Annotated in this window: 26 protein-coding genes; 7 read left to right on the top strand and 19 right to left on the bottom strand. The window is 63.8% G+C overall.

Annotated features, from left to right (window positions below; genetic code table 11):
- Positions 1–14: 14 nt before the first annotated feature.
- Together ACV1FX_RS26165 and ACV1FX_RS26160 are read right to left on the bottom strand one after the other, a co-directional pair.
- Positions 15–1,418: a peptidoglycan DD-metalloendopeptidase family protein gene (locus tag ACV1FX_RS26165; protein WP_473120452.1), complete on the bottom strand. Its 1,404-nt coding sequence runs from the start codon at positions 1,416–1,418 to the stop codon at positions 15–17.
- A gap of 109 nt (positions 1,419–1,527) precedes the next feature.
- Positions 1,528–2,178, bottom strand: coding sequence for a protein-L-isoaspartate(D-aspartate) O-methyltransferase (locus ACV1FX_RS26160; protein ID WP_473120451.1), 651 nt, complete (start codon positions 2,176–2,178; stop codon positions 1,528–1,530).
- A gap of 246 nt (positions 2,179–2,424) precedes the next feature.
- Here ACV1FX_RS26160 and ACV1FX_RS26155 point away from each other — a divergent pair, with 246 nt between their 5' ends.
- On the top strand, positions 2,425–2,784 hold the full coding sequence (locus ACV1FX_RS26155; RefSeq protein WP_473120450.1) for a response regulator: 360 nt from the start codon (positions 2,425–2,427) through the stop codon (positions 2,782–2,784).
- Between the two features lie 15 nt (positions 2,785–2,799).
- On the opposite strand, the gene surE is transcribed toward ACV1FX_RS26155, so the two are convergent.
- The 12 genes from surE to ACV1FX_RS26095 all read right to left on the bottom strand — a co-directional run bounded on the left by surE (position 2,800) and on the right by ACV1FX_RS26095 (position 14,922).
- Positions 2,800–3,567 carry a 5'/3'-nucleotidase SurE gene (gene surE, locus ACV1FX_RS26150; protein ID WP_473120449.1) on the bottom strand — a complete coding sequence of 256 codons (768 nt, stop codon included), beginning with the start codon at positions 3,565–3,567 and terminating at the stop codon, positions 2,800–2,802.
- A 126-nt stretch (positions 3,568–3,693) separates the two neighbouring features.
- Entirely contained in the window at positions 3,694–4,074 is a 381-nt protein-coding gene (locus ACV1FX_RS26145) for a hypothetical protein (RefSeq protein WP_473120448.1), read from the bottom strand.
- A gap of 83 nt (positions 4,075–4,157) precedes the next feature.
- Positions 4,158–5,489: a serine--tRNA ligase gene (serS, locus tag ACV1FX_RS26140; RefSeq protein WP_473120447.1), complete on the bottom strand. Its 1,332-nt coding sequence runs from the start codon at positions 5,487–5,489 to the stop codon at positions 4,158–4,160.
- A gap of 200 nt (positions 5,490–5,689) precedes the next feature.
- Entirely contained in the window at positions 5,690–6,499 is an 810-nt protein-coding gene (tatC, locus tag ACV1FX_RS26135; RefSeq protein WP_473120446.1) for a twin-arginine translocase subunit TatC, read from the bottom strand.
- Complete coding sequence (gene tatB, locus ACV1FX_RS26130; protein ID WP_473120445.1) at positions 6,496–7,113, bottom strand: Sec-independent protein translocase protein TatB; 618 nt, start codon at positions 7,111–7,113, stop codon at positions 6,496–6,498. Before tatB ends, tatC begins: the two co-directional genes overlap by 4 nt.
- An 86-nt stretch (positions 7,114–7,199) precedes the next feature.
- A complete protein-coding gene (locus ACV1FX_RS26125) occupies positions 7,200–7,433 on the bottom strand; it encodes a twin-arginine translocase TatA/TatE family subunit (RefSeq protein ID WP_449383300.1) in 234 nt (77 codons plus the stop codon).
- Positions 7,434–7,599: 166 nt separating this feature from the next.
- Positions 7,600–8,343: an SMC-Scp complex subunit ScpB gene (gene scpB, locus ACV1FX_RS26120; RefSeq protein WP_473120444.1), complete on the bottom strand. Its 744-nt coding sequence runs from the start codon at positions 8,341–8,343 to the stop codon at positions 7,600–7,602.
- A gap of 21 nt (positions 8,344–8,364) precedes the next feature.
- Positions 8,365–9,204 carry a segregation and condensation protein A gene (locus ACV1FX_RS26115; RefSeq protein WP_473120443.1) on the bottom strand — a complete coding sequence of 280 codons (840 nt, stop codon included), beginning with the start codon at positions 9,202–9,204 and terminating at the stop codon, positions 8,365–8,367.
- Positions 9,201–10,229 carry a beta-N-acetylhexosaminidase gene (gene nagZ / locus ACV1FX_RS26110; protein WP_473120442.1) on the bottom strand — a complete coding sequence of 343 codons (1,029 nt, stop codon included), beginning with the start codon at positions 10,227–10,229 and terminating at the stop codon, positions 9,201–9,203. The genes ACV1FX_RS26115 and nagZ overlap by 4 nt, the downstream gene beginning before the upstream one ends.
- Positions 10,230–10,281: 52 nt before the next feature.
- Positions 10,282–11,763: an SPOR domain-containing protein gene (locus ACV1FX_RS26105; protein ID WP_473120441.1), complete on the bottom strand. Its 1,482-nt coding sequence runs from the start codon at positions 11,761–11,763 to the stop codon at positions 10,282–10,284.
- A 150-nt stretch (positions 11,764–11,913) separates the two neighbouring features.
- On the bottom strand, positions 11,914–13,704 hold the full coding sequence (gene argS / locus ACV1FX_RS26100; protein ID WP_473120440.1) for an arginine--tRNA ligase: 1,791 nt from the start codon (positions 13,702–13,704) through the stop codon (positions 11,914–11,916).
- A gap of 9 nt (positions 13,705–13,713) precedes the next feature.
- On the bottom strand, positions 13,714–14,922 hold the full coding sequence (locus ACV1FX_RS26095; RefSeq protein WP_473120439.1) for a deoxyguanosinetriphosphate triphosphohydrolase: 1,209 nt from the start codon (positions 14,920–14,922) through the stop codon (positions 13,714–13,716).
- Positions 14,923–15,031: 109 nt separating this feature from the next.
- Between ACV1FX_RS26095 and erpA the strand changes: the two genes are divergently transcribed.
- The 3 genes from erpA (at position 15,032) to ACV1FX_RS26080 (ending at position 17,232) form a co-directional block, all read left to right on the top strand.
- Complete coding sequence (gene erpA, locus ACV1FX_RS26090; protein WP_027527378.1) at positions 15,032–15,361, top strand: iron-sulfur cluster insertion protein ErpA; 330 nt, start codon at positions 15,032–15,034, stop codon at positions 15,359–15,361.
- A 294-nt stretch (positions 15,362–15,655) separates the two neighbouring features.
- Positions 15,656–16,438, top strand: a complete 783-nt coding sequence (locus ACV1FX_RS26085; protein ID WP_473120438.1) for an alpha/beta fold hydrolase — start codon at positions 15,656–15,658, stop codon at positions 16,436–16,438.
- A 260-nt stretch (positions 16,439–16,698) separates the two neighbouring features.
- A complete protein-coding gene (locus ACV1FX_RS26080) occupies positions 16,699–17,232 on the top strand; it encodes a P-loop NTPase family protein (RefSeq protein WP_473120437.1) in 534 nt (177 codons plus the stop codon).
- Positions 17,233–17,303: 71 nt separating this feature from the next.
- Here ACV1FX_RS26080 and ACV1FX_RS26075 read toward each other — a convergent pair whose 3' ends face one another.
- The 3 genes from ACV1FX_RS26075 to ACV1FX_RS26065 form a co-directional block, all read right to left on the bottom strand.
- On the bottom strand, positions 17,304–17,681 hold the full coding sequence (locus tag ACV1FX_RS26075) for a RidA family protein (RefSeq protein ID WP_473120436.1): 378 nt from the start codon (positions 17,679–17,681) through the stop codon (positions 17,304–17,306).
- A gap of 45 nt (positions 17,682–17,726) precedes the next feature.
- Positions 17,727–18,173: a carboxymuconolactone decarboxylase family protein gene (locus tag ACV1FX_RS26070; protein WP_473120435.1), complete on the bottom strand. Its 447-nt coding sequence runs from the start codon at positions 18,171–18,173 to the stop codon at positions 17,727–17,729.
- Positions 18,174–18,284: 111 nt separating this feature from the next.
- Positions 18,285–20,597 (bottom strand): hybrid sensor histidine kinase/response regulator, encoded by a 2,313-nt coding sequence (locus tag ACV1FX_RS26065; RefSeq protein WP_473120434.1) that lies wholly within the window; start codon positions 20,595–20,597, stop codon positions 18,285–18,287.
- Positions 20,598–20,742: 145 nt separating this feature from the next.
- On the opposite strand from ACV1FX_RS26065, the gene xth reads away from it, so the two are divergent.
- On the top strand, positions 20,743–21,540 hold the full coding sequence (xth, locus tag ACV1FX_RS26060) for an exodeoxyribonuclease III (RefSeq protein WP_473120433.1): 798 nt from the start codon (positions 20,743–20,745) through the stop codon (positions 21,538–21,540).
- A 70-nt stretch (positions 21,541–21,610) separates the two neighbouring features.
- On the opposite strand, the gene ACV1FX_RS26055 is transcribed toward xth, so the two are convergent.
- Positions 21,611–22,438 (bottom strand): tetratricopeptide repeat protein, encoded by an 828-nt coding sequence (locus ACV1FX_RS26055; protein ID WP_473120432.1) that lies wholly within the window; start codon positions 22,436–22,438, stop codon positions 21,611–21,613.
- Positions 22,425–24,149, bottom strand: a complete 1,725-nt coding sequence (ilvD, locus tag ACV1FX_RS26050; protein ID WP_473120431.1) for a dihydroxy-acid dehydratase — start codon at positions 24,147–24,149, stop codon at positions 22,425–22,427. The genes ACV1FX_RS26055 and ilvD overlap by 14 nt, the downstream gene beginning before the upstream one ends.
- A gap of 441 nt (positions 24,150–24,590) precedes the next feature.
- Here ilvD and ACV1FX_RS26045 point away from each other — a divergent pair, with 441 nt between their 5' ends.
- Positions 24,591–25,769, top strand: coding sequence for a DUF418 domain-containing protein (locus ACV1FX_RS26045; RefSeq protein ID WP_473120430.1), 1,179 nt, complete (start codon positions 24,591–24,593; stop codon positions 25,767–25,769).
- 13 nt (positions 25,770–25,782) lie between these two features.
- Entirely contained in the window at positions 25,783–26,256 is a 474-nt protein-coding gene (locus ACV1FX_RS26040; RefSeq protein ID WP_473120429.1) for a cupin domain-containing protein, read from the top strand.
- Positions 26,257–26,459: the final 203 nt, after the last annotated feature.

Here is a 26,459-nt window from a genome sequence, read left to right as displayed (position 1 = left end):
TGCGGATGTAAGCCTCACGCCCCGTTCAGGAATTGAAGCGGGTCAACCGGGTTTGATCCTTTACGGATCTCGAAGTGGAGCTGCGGCGACGCCACCTCCCCGGATTGACCCGACTTGGCAATGACCTGGCCGCGCTTGATGGTATCGCCGCGCTTCACCAGCAGCTCACTCGCATGGGCATATGCGGTGACGTAGCCGTTGGAGTGCCGAACCAGGACCAAATTGCCGTAGCCCTTCAGCTCGTTGCCCGAATAGGCAACGACGCCGTCTTCAGCCGCCTTGACCGGCGTGCCTTCGGGCACCGCGAGATTGATGCCGTCATTGGACTTGCCGTTGGTCTTGGCGCCGTAGCTCGTGATCACCTTGCCGCGTACCGGCCAGCGGAAGGTCGGCAGCGCGCCGGTGGCGTCAGCGGCCTTTGCGGGGGTCTCGGCGGACTTCTCTTCGACATTGGCGGTGGCTTGCGCCAGCCGCGCGCTTTGCACCGGTGCGACGCTGGCGACCGCGACCTTGGTGGCGGGCACGGTTGCGACCGCGGCAGGCTGCTGGGCAACGGCGACGGGCGCGGCGGCCACCGCCACGGGGGCGAGCGGCGCGGCAACAGCCGCAGTCTTGCCGCCCGGCACGGTCAGCTTGGTGCCGAGCTTGAGCTTGGCGGACGGTTCGAGACCATTGGCGCGCGCGAGCTCGGCCACCGGAATGTGGTTCTTGCGCGCGATGCTCGCGAGCGTGTCGCCACGATTGACGAAGTGGGTGCCGGATGGCGCGCCGACGGCCGCCATCGGCTTGGCTGCCGGTGCCGCGACCGGTGCTGCGGCGACCGGAGCCATGGCCGGCGCAGGCGCCGCGGCGACGGCTGCCGGATGCGGAATGACGAGCTGCTGGCCGGGCGAGAGCGCGCGCGGGCCCTTGTAGCCGTTGGCGGCGAGGATCGCCTGCGGAGTGACGTGATAGCGCTTGGCGAGCACGTCGAGCGTGTCGCTGGTGCCGACGATGATCTTGGTCCCTCCGGCAGGGTGGGCCGCGGCAACCGAGCGCGGCGGCACGGTGCCGGTGGATTCAAGATGCGGCTGCGCCGGCGGCGCATAGGATCCCATGCCACGCCCGCCTCCGGCAACGCTCCCACCTCCTGCGGTGGGATAGGATTGCGGAGCGGCGACCGCCGGCGGCGGCAACGGCTGGGACTGATAGCCGGGCTGTGTCTGCGGCCGAGTATACTGCGGCAGCTCGCGTTGCGGCGGCGGCGCCTGCTGCACCGATCCGGTGGAGTCCTGGGACGCGAAGGGGTTGGAGAAGTTGGATTGCGAAAGCCGCGACGACATATCGGCGCTGCATCCTGCGAAACCGAACGAGATCAGCGCCAGCACCGCGACGTGCGGCACGCGGCGCGAGTAAAGCAACTCGGCAAGAGCGGACATGGTTACTCACTCGTACGCAACTGAACTGGTTTTTTAAGTAAACACGCGCCGAGTAAATAACCGCTTAACCCTCCCAATAAGGTGTTGGCCGGACAGCCGATCCCGAATTCTACAGCTCGCGGGCCACGCCAGGCAGCGCGGGGACGAAGCGGACGTCGACGAGTTCCTTGCGCTCAATGCCCGTCTCGGTGCGGGTCAGTCGGATCAGGGTCTGCACCCCCTGATGAGGGCCGACCGGCGCGATCAGGATGCCCCCGACCTCCAGCCGCGCGATCAGATTGTCCGGGATCTCTTCCATCGCGGCGGTGACGATGATGCGGTCGAAGGGACCGATATTGGCGGGCAGATCGAGACCGTCGCCCAGCATCACCTCCACATTGTGGCAGTCGAGCTTTTCCAACCGGGCCCGCGCCGCATCGGCGAGTTTTCGATAGCGCTCGACCGTCAGGACATGTCCGGCAAGGCGCGACAGCACTGCGGCCTGGTAACCGGAGCCCGCGCCGATCTCCAGCACGCGATGCTGCTTTTGCAACTGGAGCTGCTCGGTCATGTAGGCGACGACGAAGGGCTGGCTGATAGTCTGCCCACAGGCGATCGGCAACGCGCTGTCGCGGTAGGCGTCCTCCCGATCCGCCGCCTCGACGAACAGATCGCGCGGCACCTCCTCCATGGTACGCAGCACCGCCTGGTCACTGATGCCGCGACGTCGCAGCGTGAGCTGAAACATCATTTTTTCCGGCGGATGCTGATTGGCGGTCATTGCTTTCGTCGCGTTTTGATCTCGGCCAGGCCCAACCCGCGGCGAGTTGCGACCTTCGTCGCAGCCGCTCGATTCTTGTTCCGGCTCAGGAACCCATGATAGTCTTCTGCCACGGCATCTGACCACATAATCTGCTTTACACAGAGTTGGCCATGCCACCATTTCCAGATCGGGGTTCGTCTAAACGCTCGTTGCGTCGCATGGCTTTATCTGCGAACGTTTGATGGGAAGGGCAAGGACTCACGGATGACTGCGGGCGGTTCTGTTTTCCTCGTCGAAGACGAGGTCATGATCAGGATGATGGTCGCAGACATGCTCGAAGAGCTTGGCTACAAGGTCGCGGCCGAGGCCGGCGACATTGCCGAAGCGATGCGGCTTGCCCAGTCGACAGAGTTCGATTTCGCCATCCTCGACGTCAACGTCAACGGCAAGGTGATCTCGCCGGTCGCCGAAATCATCAAGGCCAAGGGCCGCCCCTTCATCTTCGCCACCGGCTACGGCTCCTCCGGACTGCCCGAGCAGTATCGCGACCGCCCGGCCCTGCAAAAGCCGTTTCAGCTCGACGCGCTCGGCAAGACCATCGAGTCCGCGCTGCGCGGCGGTTAGAGCCGCTCCGCTCCCCTATTTCAGCGTCTCGCCGAGCGCCTGCGAGAAGGCCTCGTCCGTGCGGTCGAGCTTCAGCGGTGTCACCGAGATGTAGCGCTCGCGCAGTGCGGCAAGGTCGGTGCCTTCAGCGGGCAGATCCATCATCGCCGTGCGCTCGAAGCCGATCCAGAAATAGGGATTGCCGCGGCCGTCGCGGCGTTCGTCGACCCTGAGGAAGCCGAGATTACGCTTGCCCTGCCGCGTCACGCGGATGCCGAGAACCTCTTCCGGCGCGCAGGATGGAAAATTGACGTTGATCACGGTGTTCCTGGGCACACCGGCCGCGAGCACCTTGCGCACGATGTCGGGGCCGAACTTGCGAGCGGTGTCCCACGGCGGACGCTCGCGCGTCTCGACGCTGAATTCCTGCGACAGCGCGAACGACGGCAGGCCCAGGATCGTGCCTTCCAGCGCGCCCGCGATGGTGCCGGAATAGACGACGTCCTCGGCGACGTTGCGGCCCTTGTTGACGCCGGACAGCACGACGTCGGGCAGTGTCGCGCCCAGAATATGACGCGCGCCCATGATGACGCAGTCGGTCGGCGTGCCCCTGACCGCGAAGTGCCGCGGGCCGACCTCGCGCAGGCGCAAGGGGTCGTTCAGCGACAGCGAATGCGACACGCCGGACTGGTCAAGCTCGGGCGCCACCACCCAGACATCGTCAGACAGGGCGCGCGCGATCTCCTCCACGACCGTGAGGCCGGGCGCGTGGATACCGTCGTCATTGGTGCAGAGAATGCGCATGCGTCGGATCGATTCCTTTGGGGCTGTGAGGAGGTCTTATCCGGCTACGGCCGATCAGGCAAACCGGGGGAACGCCGGAGTTTCCGGCTGTTTGGAACCTGCCAGCGGCCGTCGCCACGCCTTCGCCTAGCGGCGGATACGCCATTGCGGCAGGAAGCGCGCCAACCGACCTTCAGCTCGCAAAGCGAGCATGACCGGAGTGGCTGGCCTTGCTGATGGTGCAACGGGGGCAGGGCCAGGCGGCAGCTCGATGGCCGCGTGCACCGGCGCACGCGCCGGTGGTGTGGGCGACTGCGGATAGCGCGTGCGCGCGAGCGCCAGGGCTTTGTCAAAATCTTCGATATTGAGCCCGGGCTTGGCGCGCCTGCTTTGCACGAAATCGTCGTCCCAGAGCCGCGCGATCTCGACGTCGAGCACACCGCGCAACCGCTGATCGACCGCCTGGATGCCGAAGCCTGTCACCGCCCATTGTCTGCCGATCCAGAAGATGTCGCGGTGCAGGGCCATGGGCGGTCGCTGGAGATATCGGAGGGGCGTCAGGATAACCGCCCGTCCGATCTTCGCAACCGTCTATCCCGGCAAATGTCGCACTACTCGCGCGCGACCACCTTCAGCCCGCCCATGTAGGGTTGCAGCACATCCGGCACGGCAATCGAGCCGTCCTCCTGCTGATAGGTCTCCATCACGGCGATCAGCGCGCGGCCGACGGCGGTGCCGGAGCCGTTCAGCGTATGGACGAAGCGCGGCTTGCCGTCCGGCCCGCGCGAGCGCGCATCCATGCGTCGCGCCTGGAAATCGCCGCACACCGAGCAGCTCGAGATCTCGCGGAACATGCCGCCCTCGCCCTGCCCCGGCATCCAGACCTCGATGTCGTAGGTCTTTTGCGACGAGAAGCCCATGTCACCCGCACACAGCGTCATCACGCGGTAGTGCAGGCCGAGCTTCTGCAAGACCTGCTCGGCGCAGGACAGCATCCGCTCCAGTTCGTCCTTGCTGGTCTCGGGCGTCGTGATCGAGACCAGCTCGACCTTGGTGAACTGATGCTGCCGGATCATGCCGCGCGTGTCGCGTCCCGCCGCGCCCGCTTCGGCGCGGAAGCACGGCGTCAGGGCGGTGAGCCGCATCGGCAACTGCTTCTCGTCGAGGATGGACTCGCGCGCGAGATTGGTGAGCGACACTTCGGCGGTCGGGATTAGGCCGAGGCGCTCGGTCATTAGCTGCTCAGGATCGGGGGACGCGAGCAGCTCGCCCTTGATCGCCCAGAACTGATCGTCCTCGAATTTCGGCAATTGCCCGGTGCCAAACATCACCTCGTTGCGCACGAGGAGTGGCGGGTTGATCTCGGTATAGCCATGCTCGTTGGTGTGCAGATCGATCATGAACTGGCCGATCGCACGCTCAAGCCGCGCGAGCCCCTTTTTCAACACGACGAAGCGCGCGCCGGAGAGTTTTGCCGCCGCTTCGAAGTCCATGTAGCCAAGCGCAGTGCCGAGATCGTCATGCAGCTTCGGCGCGAAGCTGTAGTTGCGCTTGTTGCCGAACACGTGATGCTGCACGTTGCCGTGCTCGTCGACGCCGTCGGGCACCTCGGCAAGCGGCAGATTGGGGATCGCCGACAGTTCTTTTGCCAGTTCCTCATCGGCCGCCTTCGCAGCGGCCTCGAGGTCCGGCATCGTGGTCTTGAGCTCGGCGACCTCGGCCATCAGCTTGGCCGCGCGCACCTCGTCCTTGGCTTTCTTGGCCTCGCCGATCTCTTTCGAGGCCGCGTTGCGCCGGGCCTGGGCCTGCTCGGAAGCAAGGATCGCCGCACGCCGCTTCTCGTCGATCGCCAGGAGCGAGGCCGACATCGGCTTCAACCCACGCCTGGCAAGGCCGGCGTCGAAAGCTTGCGGATTGTCGCGGATCGTCTTGATGTCGTGCATGGCTGTGGTCCTGGGGCAGCGCGCAAACCAGCAACGTCAAACGTTGCAAGTCAGCAAATGGCTGATTTCCCTACCACAGGCGTCATCGCCCGCGAAAGCGGGCGATCCAGTATTCCAGAGACAGCGCGAGGGTACGGAGGGGCGGCGGCGTACTCAATTCCCCGCTTTCGCGGGGAATGACAGCCAAAGGATACGGCGCCCTATTCCGCCGGGTTGGCGCTCGACGACGCGCCTCCGCTGGAGGCCTGCGAGGCGGCGGCCTTCTTCTCCACCATCGATACCGCAATGATCGAGCCCTCATAGAGCGCCAGCAAGGGTATGGCGAGCGAGCACTGGCTCAGCACGTCGGGCGGGGTCAGGACGGCCGCGATGATGAAGGCGATGACGATGAAATAGCGGCGCTTCTCGCGCAGCATCTTTGACGTGATGATGCCGATGCGGCCGAGCAGCGTCAGGATCACCGGAAGCTGGAAGGCGATACCGAAGGCGAAGATCAGCGACATCATCAGCGACAGATATTCGCCGACCTTGGGCAGGAGCTGAATCTGCGCGGTCTCGTCGCTGCCGGTCTGCTGCATGCCGAGCGAGAAACGGATCAGCATCGGCAGCACGACGAAATAGACCAGCATCGCACCCAGCACGAAGAAGAACGGGGTCGCGACCAGATAAGGCAGGAAAGCCTGCTTCTCGTGCTTGTAGAGACCGGGCGCCACGAACTTGTAGATCTGCGTGGCGACGATCGGGAACGAGATGAAGCCGGCGCCGAACAGCGCGAGCTTGAGCTGGGTGATGAAATATTCGAGCAGCGCCGTGTAGATGAACTTCGAATTCTCGGGCCCTGCGACCCACACGAACGGCCAGACCAGCACGTTGTAGATCTGCTTGGCGAAGAAGAAGCAGAAGATAAACGCGATGCCAAAACCGAGCAGCGCCTTGATCAGCCGCGAGCGCAGCTCGATCAAATGATCCATCAACGGCGCCTTGCTGGCTTCGATGTCGGCGTCGGTCATGACGCTTTGGCGTCCTTGATCGCTTCAGGTAGCGCAGTGTCTTGGATTACAGTGTCTTGGACTACAGTCTCCCGGGTCACAGGAGCCGCCTCGACCTCGCGGGTGATCGCGAGCGGTTCATTTGCCGCCGCATGTGCCTCCGCCTCCACAAAGGTCGCGGGCGTCGGAGCTTCCGGTGTCGTCGGCATCACCGGCGCTTCGCCTGAAGTCGCCGGCGCTTCGCTTGAAGTCGCCGGAGCTTCGCTTGAAGTCGCCGGAGCTTCGGTTGACACCGCAGGCGGCTCGATCGCAGGCGTAGCCGCGGTGTCCGCCGGCTTGTCGATGTCCTCGATGCGCAGCGCCTCGTTGACGTCCTTCGTGAGCGAGGTCATCAGATTGTTGCCGGTGAAGCCGGAAGCCGCTTCCCTGACCTCGTCAAAGCTCTTCTTGAGGTCGGCCATCTCGGCCTCGCGCATGGCTTCCTGAAACTGGCCCTGGAATTCGGCGGCCATCTTGCGGGCCTTGCCCATCCATTGGCCGACCATGCGCAGCACACCGGGGAGCTCCTTCGGGCCGATGGCAACGAGCGCAACGACCGCGATGAGGACCAGTTCACTCCACCCGATGTCGAACATGAAGTCTTCCGTTCAGGCAAGCCGCGATTGGCCCAATCCTCGACCTGCGGGATCGGGACCGCCCACGTCGTCTGCCGATCTTTGGCTCAGACGGCCTTGCTGCCGACGTCGGACCGGGCCGCAGTCGGCGCGGCGTTGTGCTCGATGGACTTGGCGGCGTCGGGCTTGTCGGCAACCTTGTCGTCGTCCTGCATGCCCTTCTTGAAGGCCTTGATGCCCTGCGCCACGTCACCCATCAGGTCCGAAATCTTGCCGCGGCCGAACAGCAGCAGGACCACTGCGATCACCAAGATCCAGTGCCAAATGCTAAGCGAACCCATCCTGCAACCCTCCAAACACGCATGGCCGGGGACCCGGCCGATCTTCACCGAAACCTAGGCTTCGCAGGTGTCAAAAACAAGGACCAAGGCAGCGCCAATTCGCTGTCGGCGCTACGTAATCTTGCTAGTGTTAACTGGTCGGGGGAGACCGTAGAACGACGGGCCGTCAGCCCTCGTCGCTGCCCTCGCCGCCGCTTTCCGGCGTCTCAGGTTCCGGCTCTGGCGCCGGGGCCAACGCAAGGTCCAGATCCTCGCCGGGCTCAAGCGGATCCTCGTCCTCACGCAACGCCGGATCGTCCGACGGCGTCGGGACGCTGAAACCGGTCGGCAGACGCGAGTCCAGAAGACCGGTGCCCTTCAGCTCTTCCAGTCCCGGCAAATCGCCGAGCTGTTCCAGTGTGAACTGCGACAGGAAATCCTCGGTGGTTCCGAAGGTCAGCGGACGCCCCGGTGTCTTGCGCCGCCCACGCGGCTTGATCCAGCCGGTCTCGAGCAGCACGTCGAGCGTGCCCTTCGAGGTGACGACGCCTCGGATCTCCTCGATCTCGGCGCGAGTCACCGGCTGGTGGTAGGCGATGATCGCCAGCACCTCGATCGCCGCACGCGACAGGCGGCGCGTCTCGGTGCTCTCGCGCGTCATCAGCCAGGCAAGGTCGCCAGCGGTGCGGAAGGTCCATTTGTTGGCAACACGCACGAGGTTCACACCGCGCGTCGCATATTCGGCCTGCAACTGCGCGAGCGCAGCCTTCACGTCGACGCCATCAGGCATGCGCTTGGCGAGCGTCGCGGTATCCAGCGGCTCGCTGGACGCAAACAGAAGCGCTTCGAGAAGCCGCAACTCTTCGGGACGTGCCTGGGATTCGTTGTCCATCGGCTCGACCTCTTCTACCCGAACTTCCGCCAAGGCCATGGCAGCTTCTCCTTCTTGCACTTAGCCGACCGGCGTTTCAGGCGCGGGAGGCGCGTCTGGCACCGGTTGATGCCGCCCCTTTCGGAAATAGAGCGGCGCAAACGCCTCTTTCTGGTTCAATTCCAGCTGGCCTTCCCGCACCAGTTCCAGCGCGGCGGCAAAGCTCGAAGCGAACACCGTCGCACGCTGCGACGGATCGGCGACGTAGCGGATCAGGAAGTCGTCGAGGCGACCCCAATCGTCCGATTCAGTAAGGCCCCCGACCAGCCGCTCCAGCGAGGCGCGTGCCTCGGCGAGCGACCACACCGTGCGCTTCGCAAGATGCACGCTCGCCAGCACGCGAGACTGGCGCTGCGAGGCATAGGCGGTGAGCAGATCGTACAGCGTCGCGGTGTATTTCGGATGCTTGACCTCGGCGATCTGTTCGGGCTCGCCGCGCGGGAAGATATCGCGCAGCAATTGCTGCCTGTTCATCAGCCGGTTCGCCGCTTCGCGGATGGCCTCGAGCCGGCGCAGGCGATTGGCAAGCGCGGTGGCCATCTCCTCCGCGCTCGGACCTTCCGCCGTCGGCGGTTCCGGCAGCAGGAGGCGCGATTTCAGGAAGGCGAGCCACGCAGCCATCACGAGATAGTCGGCAGCAAGCTCGAGCCGGATCTTCCGCGCAGCTTCGATGAAGTGGAGATATTGATCGGCAAGCGCCAGGATCGAGATCTTGGCGAGGTCGACCTTCTGCTGCCGCGCCAGCGCGAGCAGCAGATCAAGCGGGCCCTCATAGCCCTCGACATCGACGACCAGCGCCGGCTCGCCCTCGGCGAGCTCGGCGGGCCGCCCGGTTTCGAACGATAGGATTTCTGCGGTCATGCGGATGCCGTGTTCGCCTGTGCGATCAATGCGTCGAGTTCAGCGCGTGCCGCCATCCGGTCGAACGGCTGCGGCGCCCTGCGCGCGGCCAGCGCCCGGCTCGCGCGCTCCAGCGCCTTGCCCGACAATTCGGGCGTTTGCCCGACGACCTCGCGCATTTCCTCGATATTTCCGTTGCAATGCAAGACGATGTCGCAGCCGGCAGCAAAGATCGAACGCGTGCGCTCGGTAATGGTGCCCGCCAACGCATTCATCGACACGTCATCACTCATTAACAAACCCTGGAACCCGATCACGCCACGAATCACCTGCTGAACCATTGTCGCAGATGTCGTCGCCGGATGGGCGGGGTCGAGCGCGCTAAACACAACATGTGCGGTCATCGCCATCGGCAGGTCAGCCAATGGCTTGAACGCGGCAAAATCGGTGCGCTCCAGCTCATCCCGTGGCGTGTCCACCGTCGGCAGCCGGAAATGCGTGTCGGCGGTCGCCCGTCCATGACCGGGGATGTGCTTCAGGATCGGCAGGACGCCGCCCTGCTCCAGCCCGTCCGTGACGCCGCGGGCGATCGCAGCGACCTTGGCCGGCTCGGTTCCATAGGCCCGGTTGCCGATCACGGCGTCGGCGCCAGCGACCGGCACATCGGCGAGCGGCAGGCAGTCCACGGTGATGCCGAGATCGGCCAGATCCGCCGCGATAAGCCGGGCGCTGAGGCGGGCAGCGGCCAACCCGAGCACCGAATCAATGTCGTAAAGCGTCCCGAATACGGCACCGGACGGATAGACCGGCCAATGCGGCGGGCCCAGCCGCTGCACCCGTCCGCCCTCCTGATCGATCAGGACGGGGGCATCCGGAGCGTCAGCGGCACCGCGCAATTCCTGAACAAGCGACGCAACTTGAGCCGGAGTCCCGATATTCCTCTTGAAGAGGATGAAACCCCAGGGACGTTCGGCACGGATAAAATCCCGCTCGGTGGCGGTCAATTCCGTTCCGGATACGCCGGTAATGAAGGCCCGCGTGCTCATAGTCGCCGATTAACCGTACCCCGCTAGGGGGTCAAGGAAACGGCCGATAATACTACGGGATAAAGCACTGGCCGCCGGCAGACTTCAGCTCGGTGCAGAACTGGACGGCTTCCTGACGGGTCCGGTACGGACCAACCATGGCGCGGTACTTCACCTTGCTGTCCGCCAGATCCACCCGTTTGATCACCGGCGAGCGCGATCCGAGCGCCGACGGGAATTTGCCCTGAAGCACGCGGAAGGAATCCCGAGCCGCGGATTCGGAATCTTGGGACGAAATCGAGACCATGTAGCTGCCACCGCCCTCGACGGGGGCCGGAGCGATCTGCGTCGGGTTGGTCGCGGCCATCCGGGTCGGCGGCGCGGAAGGCTCCGGCGCGCCCGCCTGCGGCGCCAGCGACATCGGCTGGTTGGCGCTGGCATTGGCCGAGGTCGGCGGATTGCGTGGCACGGCCGGAACGGCGGCGGCTTTTTGAGCGCCCGCCTGCTTGGCTGCGGCCGCAGCCGGCGCGGGCGTGCTGTCGGTCTGATCGCCCTTCACCGAGAGTGTCCTGATCTTGCGCGGCTCGCTGTTCGGCATCGTGCCGTTATTGGGCGCAACGGCTGGCGGCGGCACGGTCGACGGTGAAACGCTCGCGACCGACGGCGGGTTGGCGTTCGGATTGAGCGGCGGGAAGACCACGCGCGGGCCACCGGACTTGGCGTTGACGTCGATCGGCGCTTCCTCGCGCGGCACGATCTTTTCGCTGCCGTCACCGGTGACCATACGATCGGGCACCTTGGCGGAGCCGTCCGCCGGCGCCGGCACGACCTTGGTCGGCGTGTTGTCCGCCTTGATGATCGGAGGCTCGCCGCTGCGGGGGGATCCCAGATAGGACTTGTAAGCGAAGGCGCCCCCGGTACCGACCACGGCGAGCGCAAGGATAGCCGCAACGGTCACCAGCCCGCCGCGCTTCTTCTGCGGAACCTCGTCGTCGAGCTCATCCTCGGGATAGTCGCTCTGATAGGCGTAAGGATCGTCCGGATAGGACGGATCGCGCTGGAAATCCTGCTGGCCTGCATCGAGCTGGCCATAAAGCGCATCGTCATAGCGCGACGGATCGATCGGATCGTCGTGCTCAGGATAGGCCTGCGGCTCCTGGTAGTTGGGCTCGGGCGCGGGCAGCTGGGCCGTGAAGCGCTGCAGCGGATGCACCGGGTTCACCGCCGGCGCGTAGCCCGGCTGCTCAGGCATAGCCGGCTGCGGCCGAACGTTGGCACGCCTGATCCAAGCCGGCGGTCCGGGCGGTGGTGGCGGCTCGTCGTAATTGTCGTCGTAGCTGTCTGGCGCGTAGCTTTGCGCGGACGGCTGATACGGTTCGGGCGGCGGCGGAGTTGGCGCCCTCGCGGCGGGCCGGCCCTGCGTCGCGAACGGATCAGTCTGACCGATCAGGCGCGCGAGTTCGGCCAAGGGATCGCTATCCGCCCTGCCATGCTGATCGCCACCGCGGTCATAGTCATCGGAAGGATACGGTCTGTTCTGATATCGATCGGCCATCGTGATGATGCGTCCCCTTCGGGAAAGCCGCCAGTCCTCGACCCGAACAGCGGCCTTCACCCACAAGGCATTCAACCAAGTCGCATTACGTAAGCGAGCCGGCTTCTGCCGGTTAGCCCCCACAAATTCCTTGAAGTAGTTCGCCCCAAACTACCGCATCTCGTCCGGGGCATGGACGCCGAGAATGGCGAGGCCCGATGCCAGGACCGAGACGACGCCCTGGACCATTGCCAGCCGCGCCTTTGTAAGCTGTGCATCATTATTGATAATGAAGCGTAAATAGGGCAAATCGCGCCCCTTCGTCCAAAGTGCGTGAAACTCGCTGGCTAAGTCATAGAGATAAAAAGCAATTCGGTGCGGCTCGTGGGCCGCGGCGGCCGCTTCGACGGTCCGTGGATAAATTGCGAGCCGGCGTAATAAATCGAGTTCCACCGGGTCCGACAGCCGCTCCAGTGCGGAATCCAGGAGCCAGCCAATCCGAGAATCAGTCGTCTCCGGCAGGTCTGCGAATATCTCCGCCCTTGCGTTGCGGAAGATCGAGTGGCCGCGGGCATGGCCATACTGGACGTAGAAGACCGGGTTGTCGCGCGACTGCTCGATGACCTTGGCGAGGTCAAAATCGAGCACCGCATCGTTCTTCCGGTAGAGCATCATGAAGCGGACGGCGTCCCGACCGACTTCGTCCACAACCTCACGCAGGGTGACGAAGTCACCGGCGCGCTTGGACATTTTGACCGGCTCGCCGTTGCGCAGGAGCTTCACGAGCTGAACGATCTTGACGTCGAGCGCAGCCTTGGTCGCCGTGACCGCCTTCACCGCCGCCTGCATGCGCTTGATGTAGCCGCTGTGGTCGGCGCCCCACACGTCGATCATGTCGGCGAAGCCGCGATCGAACTTGTTCTTGTGATAGGCGATATCGGACGCGAAATAGGTATAGGAGCCGTCCGACTTGATCAGCGGACGATCGACGTCATCGCCGTAAGCCGTGGCCTTGAACAGAAGCTGCTCGCGGTCCTCCCAGTCCTCGACCGGCGCGCCCTTCGGCGGCGGCAGACGGCCTTCGTAGATGTCGCCCTTGGCTTGCAGGAAGTCGATGGTCTCGGCGACCTTGTTGTTGCCGCCCTCGATCAGCGAGCGCTCGGAGAAGAACACGTCGTGACGGATGTTGAGTGCGGCAAGATCACCCTTGATCTCCTCCATCATCATCGCGATCGACTTCGCGCGCACGGCCGGGAGCCATTCGGCTTCGCTTAGCGAGCGCAGCCTGTCGCTATGCTCCTTTGCCAGCGCCGCGCCGACCGGCTTGAGATAGTCGCCGGGATAGAGGCCTTCCGGAATCGCACCGATGTCCTCGCCGAGCGCCTCGCGATACCTGAGGAATGCCGAGCGTGCGAGCACGTCGACCTGCGCGCCGGCGTCATTGATGTAGTACTCGCGCGTGACGTCGTGGCCGGCGAAATCGAGCAGGCTTGCCAGCGCATCGCCGAACACCGCGCCGCGGCAATGGCCGACATGCATCGGCCCGGTCGGATTGGCCGAGACGTATTCGACATTGACCTTCCCGCGCCCGCTCAGGCGACCGTAGCTCGCCCCCTCGCGCAGCAAGGTGCGCAGCGCTTCCGCCCAGGCGGACGGCTTGAGCGTCAAATTGATGAAGCCGGGACCGGCGACATCGACCTTGGCGATCAGCACATCGGCGCGCAGCCGTTCGGCGATTTGCTCGGCGAGATCGCGCGGCTTGGCCTTGGCCTCTTTCGCCAGCACCATCGCGGCGTTGGTCGCCATGTCGCCATGGGACGGATCACGCGGCGGCTCGACCACCACGCGCGAGAAATCGATGCCTTCCGGCCAGTTGGCTTCCGCCGCGAGCGCGCGGCAAACGGCGTGCACGCGCGCGAGCACGTCGGCGAAAAGATGCAGCGATGAGGGTGTGTCGGCCATGGCCGCCGCCTAACGCAAATCCGGGGTCGAGTCAAAGAGCCGCTGGTGCTCGGTCAGGGCGAAACGGTCGGTCATTCCGGCAATGAAATTGCCGATCCGGCGCGCCCTGTCGGCCTCATCGTCAGCCTCCGCCCCGGCCAGCCATTCCGGCGGCAGCTCGTCGGGCGAGGCCTGATATTTCGCGAACAGGTCGAACAGGATCTGTTCCGCCTCCCCCATTACCCGCACCACCCGCTTGTGGCGGTACATGTGCTGATAGAGGAAGGTCTTGATGGCCGCCTCCTCGACCGCCATGGCCAGCGGAAAGGCGATCATCGCCCGGCTCTGCTGGCGCACGTCCTGGGCCGATTGCGGCTGGATGGCCGCAAGATTGACCTTCGCCTCGGCGAAGACGGCGCCGATCAGGTGCGAAATCAGCTCTCGAACCAGCTCGGCGCCGCGCCTGACATCCTCGAGGTTCGGGTAATGTGCACCGATCTCGGTGATGATCTCCGCCATCAGCGGGATCGCCTTGAGATCGTCGACCCCAAACAGCCCTGCTCGCAGGCCATCATCGATGTCGTGAGCATCATAGGCAATGTCGTCCGCGATCGCCGCGACCTGCGCCTCCAGCGAGGCGAAGCTCCAGAGCTCCAGGTCGTATGCCTTGACATAGTCAGCGATGCCGACGGGAACGCCGTGCTCGCGGTAGCGTCCGGCCGGCGCACCGCCGCGATCGGTCAGCGGGCCGTTGTGCTTGACGATACCCTCGAGCGACTCCCAGGTCAGGTTGAGGCCGTCAAACTCGGGATAGCGGTGCTCGACCGATGTGACGATGCGCAGGGTCTGGGCGTTGTGGTCGAAGCCGCCGTGGCTCTTCAGGCAGGCATCGAGCGCCCGCTCGCCGGCGTGCCCGAAGGGCGGATGGCCGAGATCATGCGCGAGCGCCAGCGTTTCCGTGAGGTCCTCGTCGAGCCCGAGTTGCCGGGCCAGCGCGCGGGCGATCTGCGCCACCTCCAGCGAATGGGTCAGGCGGGTGCGGTAGTGGTCGCCTTCGTGGAACACGAACACCTGGGTCTTGTACTTCAGGCGGCGGAAGGCGGTGGAATGGATCACCCGGTCACAATCCCGCCGGAACGGGCTCCGGGTACGGCTGGGGGGCTCGGCGACCAGCCGGCCGCGACTGCGATCGGGATCGCAGGCATAGGGCGCGCGGGGGGCAGCCATTCCGACGGACACGGTGAATTTAGTCCCTATCCATTTGATTCTGCGGACCCTTGCACTTAACTATGACCGACGCGGGATACCAAATGAATTGGATATGACGCGGGACTATCGGAGTGGAACGATGACGACTGCCGTGACCATCAGCGACCGGGCCGCGCGCCGGATTGGGGAGATCCTCAAGGGCGAAGGCACCGGCGCCATGCTGCGGATCTCGGTCGAGGGCGGCGGCTGCTCCGGCTTCCAGTACAAGTTCGACATCGAGCGTGACCGCACCGACGACGACCTCGTCATCGAGCGCGACAACGCGGTCGTGCTGGTAGACTCCGCATCGCAACCGTTCCTGGCGGGCTCCGAGGTCGACTTCGTCGACGACCTGATCGGCGCGTCCTTCCGCGTCAACAATCCCAACGCCACCGCGTCCTGCGGCTGCGGGACGAGCTTCTCGATCTAGCCCGGATCAAATTTCGCAAAAACAACCATGCAAAGTAGCCGGGGAGCCGGCACGATGCATTTCTACTTTTGCGAAAAGTTTGACCGTCAGGCAAATCAGGGGCAACCTGTGATGATCGCGAGATCGCCACGGGCGGGGAGGATCGGCCGGACACGCACTTGGCGGGTCCGATACAGTCTGACGCCGAAGCGGCCCTGCCGCAGTCCAATTGTTCGAGAAAGTTCGAATCTCCTCAGCGCCGCCGCTTAGACTAGGGTCTCGCCAGGGACCTGTCGGTGAATACGGAGATGATCCATGAAACTCGCGCGTGATGGCATCCAGCTGTCCTTCGACATCGCCGGGGCGGGACCGCTTCAATTCCTGTTTGTCCATGGCCTCGGTGGCGATCGCACGCATTTTGCGCCGCAGATGGAGTTTTTCGCCCGACAAGGTCGGGCGTTGAATGCCGAGTTGCGGGGACATGGTGAAAGCGACAAGCCGCAACAGACGTACTCGATCGAAGGCTTCGCCGATGATCTCGTCTGGCTGTGCAACCGGCAGCAGATCACAAAGCCGGTCATCGTTGGTCAAAGCATGGGTGGCAACATGGCGCTCGAAATCGCCGCGCGCTATCCGGACTTTCCTGCAGGTCTGGTGCTGCTCGACTCAGGGGTGCTCTTCCCTGCCTCGGCAGGGACCGTGTTCGCCGGGTATCTGGAGGGCTTAAGGGGCGCGGATTTTGCGGACGAGGCGCGAAGAATTGTGGCGGACTCCTGTCTGCCGACCGACAGATGCCGCGCCCATGTTGAACAGACCTTCCTGTCGACGCCACAGCACGTGCTGGTGTCCACGTTTACAAGTCTATTCCCCTGGGATGTGCATCGCGCGCGCGAGTGCGCCCAGGCGTGCCGGGTCCCGGTGCTCTACATCGAAGCGGCCCATCGGCTCGCGGATCTGGATCGTTTTGCGGCGCTGTGCCCGCAACTGGTCACGGCCAAGGCCGTCGGCTCCGGGCATTTCCTGTCGCTGGAAGTACCGGAGCAGATCAACCCGATGATCGACCGGTTTATCTCGCTCTACGTGCGAAGACCCGAGTAAGTTTAAAATTGCGGTGACGGCGCATTCAATCTCAAGCCTCAGTTAAATGCGCGGTCATCGTACGATATTGCCGCGAGACTGTCGCAACCTGCACTCGATCTCTGCGGCCCGTGGTGATGGACGGGCTCTACCACGGAACACAGTGCGAAATCGCGGGCCGTCCCAGACTTGACGGTTGAGGCGCATCGCAAGCCGCCGCATCATCGCGCCACGGCGAAGAACATGGTGCATTGGATCAGATAAAGCCAATGGTTGTGCCAATGCGTATTCTCATTCTCGGTCCAAGTGGCGCCGGCAAATCGACGCTTGCGCGCCGCCTTGGCGAACGCCTTGGGCTTCCCGTCGTGCATCTTGATGCCCTTTACTGGAATCCGGGCTGGTCACCTTCGGAGACCGGACTCTTTCGTGCGAGAATGGCTGAGGCTGCTGCACGTGATGCCTGGGTTATCGAGGGCAATTACTCAAGCCATCTCGATCTTCGACTGCCGCGGGCCGAAACCCTCATCTGGCTTGACCTGCCGCGCTACGTTTATTTTCCACGAGCGATATGGCGAAGTATCCGAAACTACGGCCGCGAGCGCGATGATACCGGGGTCGGAAACCCCGAACAGTTCGACTGGTCGTTTTTCAGAGACTGGGTTTGGACCTATCCAGCACGCAGTCGAGCCCGACATGCAGAGCTTCTGGCCAATCTCCCACAGGGTATCCGAGGTATAATTTTGAGATCGCCAGCCGAGGTGCAGAAGTTCACAAGCAACCTGCCTCGTTCCCTGATCAGCGGTGAAAAGAGCTGACACGGCAGGGAAGGCAGTCACTATGCGGGGAGTACACACGGCGCCTTCGAGCGTACGCGGCCCTGATCCCGTCAGTCGCGGATGATCGCCGTTGCCTCGATCTCAACCCGTGCAGAGGCTGGCGTAAGACCAGCGACCTGAACGAGCGTACTTGCCGGACGGATTTGATCGAAGGCTTCGGAATGAGCACGGGCAATATGTTGAGTGTCAGCCATGTCGATAACGTACACCACTGTACGAACAACATGCTGCATCCCTGCACCGGTCTTGGCTAGTGCGTCGGCTATAGTCGCCAGCGCGGCTTTCGCTTGCATATAGGCATCGCCGCCCAGTTCCGGCGGACGGGCCGTTGTACCGGATACAAAGACTTGATTTCCAACGCGGACGGCTCGTGAGTAACCGTACACGTCTTCAAAGGCGTAACCGGACGAAATGTTCTGCCTTTGCAAACGAGCTCCCCTGCATTGTTCGGTGGCTGCCGCGAGACACGCACGTCAACTTGCATCATGCACGTAGCGCATGCCGATAGCGAGCCGATTCCAAAGATTGATCATGCCAATGAGGATGGTGAGATCGACGATTTCTTTATCAGTAAATTGCTTTTTTAGTTCCTCGTAGTCTGCATCCGGCGCGTGCACCTCTGCGATCCCCGTGAGCGCCTCAGTCCATGCCAGTGCGGCACGTTCGGCCTGCGAATACAGCGGCGATTCGCGCCATCCATTGAGAAGGTAAAGGCGCTGTTCGCGCTCGCCGTTCCTGCGTGCATCCTTGCTGTGAACGTCGAGACAATACGCGCAGCCATTGATCTGGGACGCTCGCATCTTCACGAGGTCGATCAAACCTCGTGGTAGGCCGCATCGAAGGATGTAGGCTTCTACCGCACGGAGTGTTGCGTAGCCCTCGGGCGCGGTCTTCACCGGCAACAATCGTTCGGCATGCATGTCTCTGTCCCTTTTTCATAGGCCGCCAATCTGGCGCAAAATCGTAGGCTGCCGCCGGATCGTCGGTTGGAGCGTGCGATAGGCCGGCGTGTCATTGCGCACCCCGGATGCTCAAATGCCAGATTGCAGCACCCGAGCGGTGGGCGGCCCCTGCTCCGGCTGTAGCGGCGCATCATCAGCAGCCATGAGATCCAGCGCCCGCAACAGCGCGGCGACCAGTGCAGGCTTGCGCAGCGGCTTGGCCAAAAAGTCCGACATCCCCGCTTCACGGCAGATCTTGACGTCTTCCGGGAAAGCGTTGGCAGTCAGCGCGATGATCGGGAGCAGCGCGAAGCGGCCGCCCGCCGCGCGGATCGCCCTCGTCGCGGCAAGGCCGTCCATCTCGGGCATGCGCACGTCCATCAGCACCACGTCGTAGTCGCCGTCCGCGGCGGCTTCGATCGCTTCGACGCCGTCGGCCACGACACGCAAGTCGACGTCGAATTCGCCCAGCATCTTGCTCACGACCAAACGGTTGACGGCGTCATCCTCCGCCACCAGCACCTTCAGCGGCCGATCGAGCGCCGCGATGCGGGCCTTGAGGTCATCGGCTTCGCTGCGATCGGCCTCTCGGTCGGACACCAGCGCCTGGCTCCACGGCAGCACCAGAGTGAAGCGGAAGGTCGAGCCCTCGCCCGGCACTGAGGTGACGCCGATCGTGCCGCCCATCTGCTCGATGATGCGCCGGGAGATCGCAAGGCCAAGTCCCGTGCCGCCGAAGCGTCGGCTGATCGAGGCGTCGGCCTGCGCGAAATCGGCGAAGAGCTGACCGACCTTCTCGGGCGCAATGCCGATGCCGCTGTCGGTCACGGCAAACTCGATGGTCGCGAGCATGTCGCGTCGTGCCTGGCAGATGGCTGATATTGACACCTCGCCGGTGTCGGTGAACTTCACCGCGTTGGAGGCGAGATTGAGCAGCACCTGCCTGATCCGGGCGACGTCGCCGCGCAGCGCCGGCGGCAGGTTCGGATCGAGCGCGACCTTCACTGCGAGGCCCTTGGCCTTGCCACTGGCGCGCACGATTGTGGCAACCGTCTCGACCAGTGCCTGCGGCGAAAAGTCGATCGCCTCGAACTCGAAACGGCCGGCCTCCAGCTTGGAGAGGTCGAGGATGTCGTTGAGGATGCGCTGGAGATTGTCTCCGGACTCGCGGATCGTGGTCACGGCCTCGCGCTGCTCCGGATCGAGCGAGGTCTCGAGCAGCATGCTCGCTAGGCCGAGCACACCGTTCATGGGCGTGCGGATCTCATGGCTCATCACGGCGAGGAAGTTCGATTTCGCGCGGTTTTCGGCCTCGGCCTTTTCCGCCCGCCAGCGCTCGGTGACGTCGCGGCCGAAGCCGCGATAGCCGAGGAACTGGCCGTCGCGATCGTATGACGGCTTTGCCGTCAGCGACCACTGCCGCGCCTCGCCGCCGGCGACGACCTTGATGCTCATCTCGTGCAGCGGTTCGCTCTGCTCCATCAGGCCGATGATGTCGTAGGCGGCGCTCTTATCCTCGGGACAGAGCATGTCGAGCACGTCGGCGAAATGTGCGCCTTGCAACAGCGGCAGCGGCATCTGCGCGACCGCGGCGAAGCGCTCGGGCACGTGCACGAGATGCCCTTCCCCATCGGTCTGCCACAGCCAGTCGCTGGCGTTCTCCTGGAACTCCTTCAGCAGGAGCGAGATGGTCTCGGTCTGCCGTTCGAGCGCGAGCTGCGCCTTGAGATTGCCGAGGAACAGATTGCCCTGCGAGACGATGTTGCGCGCCATGAAGAACGCGAACAGTAGCAGGAACACCGCGGTCAGCAGATACGGCCCGCTGCCGCACAACAGCAGCGCGCCGACGCAGGCGAGCGTGATGGTGGCGAGGTAGACGAGACCCGCGCGCGGGAAGGTCGAGAGCGTGAAGGCGCCGCCTGCGATCATCCCGACCATCAGGCAGGCCAGGATCAGCTGGCTGGTCGGCCCGACCTGGCTGAACAGCGCGAGCGGCAGCGTGCCCCAGATGGCCGCGAGGAAGAACGCCTGCCGCATCATCTGCCGCGTCGCGCGCGATGAGGCCTCCTGCGGTGGATCGACGTGGGAACGCTGCCATCCGCGCAGTGCCAGCGTGGCGACCGCCGCGAGCGTCAGTCCCCAGATCGCGAGGAAACCGTTCCAGCCCCTGCCCCAGAACAGGATCAGCACGATCGCGACCGTGAGCATGTTCACGGCCATGGTCACCGGGATCAGCTGCGTGACGGCATCGACCTGCTTGGCCCGGATGCGACGCATCTCGCGCTCGCTGAGATCGGCCGTCAGGCTGTCCTCGATCGCGAAGCCGCCGAGCCAGTAGAGGAACGCGCCGATCAGGCCGTTGCGCGGCTCATTGCTATCTGGGGAATTGCCGGGCCATCCCATGCATCAGGACCTTTTCCGGCATGAATGGCAGAGCTCCGGCTTAAGCCGGGTTAATTTCTTGGGAGATTTTGCGCTTCCGGGCCGACCGTCCTTGACGGCTGAGTTTGCAGTTTGTTCTAACGGTGCCCCAGCCTGGAGTACCCTCATGACGATCCGCATTGCCACCTGGAACGTAAACTCGGTCCGGCAGCGGATCGAGCATCTGATGACCTGGTTGAGGGAATGCTCGCCCGACATCGTCTGCCTGCAGGAGATCAAATGCGTCGACGACGCCTTCCCGCGGCTGGAGATCGAGTCGCTCGGCTACAACGTCGTCACCCATGGGCAGAAGACGTTCAACGGCGTGGCGCTGCTGTCCAAGCTCAAGTTCGACGAGACCAAGTCGGGACTTGCCGGCGATGACGAGGACGCGCATGCGCGCTTTCTCGAGGGCGTCGTGACGCTGAAGCAAGGCGTCTTGCGGATCGCCTGTCTCTATCTGCCCAACGGCAATCCAGTCGGGACTGAGAAATATCCGTATAAACTCAAGTGGATGTCGCGTCTTCTTGAGTATTCGAAGGAGCGTCTCAAGGCCGAGGAGCCGCTGATCCTCGCCGGCGACTTCAACGTCATTCCCGCTGCTCGCGACGTCCACAATCCCGCGGCCTGGACCGAAGATGCCCTGTTCAAGACCGAGACGCGCGAGAGTTTTCAGTCCCTGCTCGGCCTTGGACTCACCGACGCGCTGCGGGCGGTCACCGACGAGCCCGGGCTCTACACTTTCTGGGATTACCAGGCGGGTGCCTGGCAGAAGAACCAGGGCTTGCGGATCGACCATCTCCTGATGTCGCCGCAGGCAAGCGACAAGCTCGCCAATGTCGGCATCGACAGCTATGTGCGCGGCTGGGAAAAGCCCTCGGACCACGTCCCGGTGTGGGCGGATCTGGATCTCGAGGCGGCGTAAGTTACGGTAGGATGGTGGGCACGGCGCACGCGCGCGATTGCCCACCCTTCGCAGCGATCAATCGCGGCGGTTAGTCTCGCCGACCTTGCACCCACTGCTCGAGCATTTGCAGGCACATCGCGCGGTCGTCATCGGAGGCTTTTGCGATGGCGCGATTGTAGCTTTCCTTGATCCAGGTCTCGTCCGTGCCTGCGCTGTCACGGGCCAGCGTCAGCCACATCAGGCCGCGGGCAGCCTGTCGCGGCAGCCGATCGCCGTTGAACAGCATCTGGCCAAGCAGCGCCTGGGCCTCGTGCTGGCCCTTCTGCGCGGCAAGACCCAGCCAGCGCGCGCCCTGCGTGAAGGTATCGCGCGAGGCGTCCGGCGACTTCAGATAAAGCCGGGCTAGATCGTACTGGGCATCCGCATTGCCGAAATAGGCCGCGGCATAGGAGAATAGCTCGCGCGCCCGCTCCGGATCCGGCTTCACCTTCGAGTTCGGGATGCCGTTGAGATAATAGCGGCCGAGCGCCACGAAGGCGTTCGCCACCATCGGCGCCTGGGGCAGCGACGGGCTGTCGGTCGCATGCGCGTTCACGAGCCGGCTGAAATAGTCGAAGGCGCGCAAATCGTCCTGAGCGACGCCCTCACCATTGGCGTACATCCGCCCGAGCTTCCATTGCGCGATGGGATGGCCACCTTCGGCCGCATATTGCAACGCGGTGAAGGAGGCATCGGGATTGGTTGCAGTCGGAGGAACGGCCTTGCGCAGCGCTGCGGCGCTACCGGGCGCCGGCGAGACCACCGGGATGGCGGCATCCTGCGGATTGACCGGCGCACCGTCGAAGGCAAGCGCCGGCGCGGCCAGCGCGAAAGCCCCCAACACAAACGCAACTATGGTACGCCTAGATGTCCGCATAGCACTGTTTCTCGTGCGCGCCGCCCGGATGGGTCACTGCCCCGCCGATCGCTGGTCCTACCTGCTGAGCATATTTCCACAGCGCACCCGACGTATGATTAGTCGCGCGGGAACGCCATTTGGTCCGGCGTTGAGCCAGCTCATCGTCGCTCAATTTTACGTTAAGAGTGCCGGCGACCGCGTCGATCTCGATGATGTCGCCATCCTCGAGCAGCCCGATCGGGCCGCCCACCGCCGCCTCCGGCCCGACATGGCCGATGCAGAAGCCGCGGGTGGCACCGGAGAACCGGCCGTCGGTGATGAGCGCGATCTTGCCGCCCATGCCCTGGCCGGTCAGCGCTGCGGTGGTCTGGAGCATTTCCCGCATGCCGGGACCGCCCTTCGGCCCCTCGTAGCGGATCACGAGGACTTCGCCTTCCTTGTAGGTGCGCTTCTGGACCGCGTCGAAAGCGTCCTCCTCCCGGTCGAAGCAGCGTGCCGGACCGGTAAACCTGAGGTTGGACATTCCCGCGACTTTCACGATCGCACCTTCTGGCGCCAAATTGCCCTTCAGACCAACCACACCACCGGTGACGGTGATCGGCTTGTCTGCCGGGTGCACCACGTCCTGGTGCGGATTCCATTTCACGCTCTTGAGATTTTCGGCGATCGTCCGGCCCGTCACAGTGAGGCAATCACCGTGCAGGAAACCATTGTCGAGCAGCGTCTTCATCAGAAGCGGGATGCCGCCAACTTCAAACATGTCTTTGGCGACATAACGGCCGCCGGGCTTCAAATCCGCGACATAAGGTGTCTTTTTGAAGATTTCGGCGACGTCGAATAAGTCAAACTTAATGCCGGCCTCATGCGCGATCGCCGGCAGGTGCAGCGCAGCATTGGTCGAGCCGCCGGAGGCTGCGACCACGGCGGCCGCATTCTCCAGAGATTTCAGAGTGACGATGTCGCGCGGCCGGATGTTGTCCGCGATCAGCTCCATCACCTTCTCGCCCGCCGTCATGCAGAAGGCGTCGCGGATCTCATACGGAGCCGGAGCTCCTGCCGAGTACGGCAGCGCCAGCCCAATGGCTTCCGACACGGTCGCCATCGTGTTGGCGGTGAACTGCGCGCCGCAGGCGCCGGCCGAGGGGCACGCCACGCGCTCGATCTCGTCGAGGTCCTCGTCGGACATGGCACCGACCGAGTGCTTGCCGACGGCCTCGAACATGTCCTGGACGGTAACCTGCTGCCCGCGGAAGTTGCCGGGCAGGATCGAGCCGCCATAAATGAAGATCGAGGGCACGTTGAGACGGACCATCGCCATCATCATGCCCGGCAGCGACTTGTCGCAGCCGGCAAGGCCGACGAGCGCATCGTAGGCATGGCCGCGCACGGTCAGCTCGACGGAGTCTGCGATGCATTCGCGCGACGGCAGCGAGGAGCGCATGCCGTCATGGCCCATGGCGATGCCGTCGGTAACGGTGATGGTGCAGAATTCACGCGGGGTGCCGCCGGCCGACGCCACGCCTTTCTTCACCGCCTGCGCCTGGCGCATCAGGGCGATGTTGCAGGGAGCAGCTTCGTTCCAGCAGGACGCGACGCCGACGAAGGGCTGATGGATCTGCTCGGTGGTCAGACCCATGGCATAGAAATACGAGCGATGGGGCGCGCGCGCAGGGCCTTCCGTGACGTGACGGCTCGGCAGTCTCTGCTTGATGTTCGTCTTGGCGTCCATCGTAAAACCAGTTTGCTCGGTCAACCCTTGTCAGACCCGGAAAACGACACCCAAGATTTGAATGAACCCTGGGATTTTTTCCTTCGCTGGTGCGAGCGCCGCAGCCCTGAAAAATTTATGGAGATTTTATTCACGGAGGGGTGTGGCCAAAAAGCGGCGCGGATGAGAACGACCTGCAATGACGGTTTAATCCGGAAGGAGTGTTGCGCAGACAGCACAATCGTGGCTCGCGGGACACGGATAGGATTACAATGCTACCGTCGCAGGATCCGTTGATCACAACCCAAGATATTGCAAGGCGCAGCGCGCATCCAGGCTCGCGCCTGCCAGGAATATTCCCCTGGCTGAGTCGCGACTGATGACGGATGATCGGGACAGAGCAAACCTCCTCGTTCTCGCGGCGCACTTCGTCCGCAGCCGACGGGCCCTATCAGCACCGCCGTGGAATCCACAACCGACCTGACAAGTTCGAATTCACCGACGGCTCCTTCGCATCGGCTGGGCGCGATCGACGCGTTGCGCGGGCTGGCACTGTTCGGCGTGCTGGCGATCAACCTCGAGACTGAGTTTCGTGTCTCGATCTTCCTGCAGTTGCTCCCCTCAGGCCCGGCCCCGACGCTGAACGGCATTGTCGACGCGGCGCTCACGCTGTTCGTGGACATGAAGGCGTTCGCACTGTTCTCGTTCCTGTTCGGCGTGGGCCTCGCCATCCAATTCGACCGGCTCGGCACCTCGCCGCGACGGACACAGCTCCTGGTCCGGCGGCTACTCGTGCTGCTGCTGTTCGGGGTGATCCACCTGGTCCTCATCTGGAACGGTGACATCCTCACCGAGTACGCGCTGGCCGGACTTGTCGTGCTGCCGTTCCTATGGGCGCCGCGCTGGACGATCGCGATCGCGGCGGCGATCATGCTGATCTTCTATGTGCTGCAACCGGTGCTGCCGTCCTTCATCGCCTTCCCCGATCGGGCAGCGCTGGTCGCACTCGTGCAGACAGCCGACCAGACGTACGCAAACGGAAGCTTTGCGAAGGTGCTGGCGCTCCGCGTGCAGGAGCTCCCTGCCCTTCTGCCGCTGCATCTCTACGTGTTTCCGCGCACGACCGGCCTCTTCCTGGTGGGCATTCTGTGCTGGCGGCACGGACTGTTCACGGAGGCAGCCGAACGACACCGAAACCTGCTGGCGATCGCGGGATTTGTGGCCGTCGCGGTTGGCCTGCTTTTGGCGCGGCTCACGCCCCCCTCAGCGACCATGGCTAGCCAGATCGTCCTGGCGTCGGGATACGCTGTCCTGGTGATCGCCGCCGAACGCACGTCAGCCGGCGCAAGGCTGCTCCGTTTCGCCGAGCCGGTCGGACGCATGGCCTTCACCAACTACATCGTCCAGTCGGTCGTGCTGGGCTTCATCTTCTACGGCTACGGCCTCGGACTATTCGGCAGGATGGGCTCGGTGACCGGGCTGCTGCTCGTCCTGACGATCTACGCCGCGCAGGTGCTGGTGAGCCGGCTCTGGCTTGCGCGTTTTGCCTACGGTCCGATTGAATGGCTGTGGCGGGCGCTGATGTATGGCCGGGCGCCGGCGTTCCGCAAGGAAAGCCTTCGCTTCCACTTCACGACCTAGGAAGGATCGAGACATGACGTACGCATTTCCCACAAGGCTGGCACCTTCATTGATCGGCCTTGCGACTGCGGCGTTTCTCGCGCTGGGCGGATCGATGCCGGCTTTTGCCCAGGATGCGGTCATCGCAACGCTTCCTCAGGACATTCGTTTCGAGGGACCAGTCGGAGCGGTGGGGATCGCCACCCTATTTGGCGACCCAAAAAAAGCGGGATTACTTTCGGAGCGGGTGAGAATCCCAGCCGGGTTCAAGATCATGCCGCATTGGCACGGTGAGACACGAACGGCCGTCGTTGTGTCCGGCACCTTGTACTACGCGAACGGTGATCAGTGGGATGAAAGTAAATTCAAGGCATACCCACCTGGCTCGTTCTTAGTTGAACCAGCGAAGATCTCCCATTACGCGATGGCAAAGGACGGCGAAGTGGTTCTTCACGCGACGACCATCGGTCCAAGCAGCACTTTCAGGATTGAACAAACGAAGAAGTAGGTTAGCAGCGGCGCACGCCTCAACCTGAATGTTCGATTCTGGCCGATCGGCGAAGTAGACGCTCACCTCGTCGAGGTCCGGATATGCAGGTGTAGCACAGATGCAGAACTCCGGTCTTAGCCGCAAGGCCGCATGGTCGCTGGAGAGGACGATGCAGTTGCTGACTGCATCTGCTCTGTTGTACGGCAAACCTAAATTAGGCA

It is taken from the genome of Bradyrhizobium ingae, assembly GCF_055791185.1.
The sequence above is the reverse complement of the archived record's forward strand: the minus strand, read 5'-3'. Positions and strand labels throughout refer to the sequence as shown.

What these genes read in the sequence shown, in the direction of transcription:
- ACV1FX_RS26145 (WP_473120448.1), bottom strand. Translation starts at nt 4,074, where the DNA reads ATGGCCCTGCACCGCGACATCTTCTGGATCGGCAGACAATGGGCGGTG.
- ACV1FX_RS26085 (WP_473120438.1), top strand. Translation starts at nt 15,656, where the DNA reads ATGAAACTCGCGCGTGATGGCATCCAGCTGTCCTTCGACATCGCCGGG.
- tatC (WP_473120446.1), bottom strand. Translation starts at nt 6,499, where the DNA reads ATGACCGACGCCGACATCGAAGCCAGCAAGGCGCCGTTGATGGATCAT.
- ACV1FX_RS26070 (WP_473120435.1), bottom strand. Translation starts at nt 18,173, where the DNA reads ATGCATGCCGAACGATTGTTGCCGGTGAAGACCGCGCCCGAGGGCTAC.
- ACV1FX_RS26155 (WP_473120450.1), top strand. Translation starts at nt 2,425, where the DNA reads ATGACTGCGGGCGGTTCTGTTTTCCTCGTCGAAGACGAGGTCATGATC.
- ACV1FX_RS26105 (WP_473120441.1), bottom strand. Translation starts at nt 11,763, where the DNA reads ATGGCCGATCGATATCAGAACAGACCGTATCCTTCCGATGACTATGAC.
- ACV1FX_RS26040 (WP_473120429.1), top strand. Translation starts at nt 25,783, where the DNA reads ATGACGTACGCATTTCCCACAAGGCTGGCACCTTCATTGATCGGCCTT.
- scpB (WP_473120444.1), bottom strand. Translation starts at nt 8,343, where the DNA reads ATGGCCTTGGCGGAAGTTCGGGTAGAAGAGGTCGAGCCGATGGACAAC.
- nagZ (WP_473120442.1), bottom strand. Translation starts at nt 10,229, where the DNA reads ATGAGCACGCGGGCCTTCATTACCGGCGTATCCGGAACGGAATTGACC.
- ACV1FX_RS26160 (WP_473120451.1), bottom strand. Translation starts at nt 2,178, where the DNA reads ATGACCGCCAATCAGCATCCGCCGGAAAAAATGATGTTTCAGCTCACG.
- ACV1FX_RS26115 (WP_473120443.1), bottom strand. Translation starts at nt 9,204, where the DNA reads ATGACCGCAGAAATCCTATCGTTCGAAACCGGGCGGCCCGCCGAGCTC.
- ACV1FX_RS26165 (WP_473120452.1), bottom strand. Translation starts at nt 1,418, where the DNA reads ATGTCCGCTCTTGCCGAGTTGCTTTACTCGCGCCGCGTGCCGCACGTC.
- argS (WP_473120440.1), bottom strand. Translation starts at nt 13,704, where the DNA reads ATGGCCGACACACCCTCATCGCTGCATCTTTTCGCCGACGTGCTCGCG.
- ACV1FX_RS26065 (WP_473120434.1), bottom strand. Translation starts at nt 20,597, where the DNA reads ATGGGATGGCCCGGCAATTCCCCAGATAGCAATGAGCCGCGCAACGGC.
- serS (WP_473120447.1), bottom strand. Translation starts at nt 5,489, where the DNA reads ATGCACGACATCAAGACGATCCGCGACAATCCGCAAGCTTTCGACGCC.
- xth (WP_473120433.1), top strand. Translation starts at nt 20,743, where the DNA reads ATGACGATCCGCATTGCCACCTGGAACGTAAACTCGGTCCGGCAGCGG.
- erpA (WP_027527378.1), top strand. Translation starts at nt 15,032, where the DNA reads ATGACGACTGCCGTGACCATCAGCGACCGGGCCGCGCGCCGGATTGGG.
- tatB (WP_473120445.1), bottom strand. Translation starts at nt 7,113, where the DNA reads ATGTTCGACATCGGGTGGAGTGAACTGGTCCTCATCGCGGTCGTTGCG.
- ilvD (WP_473120431.1), bottom strand. Translation starts at nt 24,149, where the DNA reads ATGGACGCCAAGACGAACATCAAGCAGAGACTGCCGAGCCGTCACGTC.
- ACV1FX_RS26055 (WP_473120432.1), bottom strand. Translation starts at nt 22,438, where the DNA reads ATGCGGACATCTAGGCGTACCATAGTTGCGTTTGTGTTGGGGGCTTTC.
- ACV1FX_RS26125 (WP_449383300.1), bottom strand. Translation starts at nt 7,433, where the DNA reads ATGGGTTCGCTTAGCATTTGGCACTGGATCTTGGTGATCGCAGTGGTC.
- surE (WP_473120449.1), bottom strand. Translation starts at nt 3,567, where the DNA reads ATGCGCATTCTCTGCACCAATGACGACGGTATCCACGCGCCCGGCCTC.
- ACV1FX_RS26080 (WP_473120437.1), top strand. Translation starts at nt 16,699, where the DNA reads ATGCGTATTCTCATTCTCGGTCCAAGTGGCGCCGGCAAATCGACGCTT.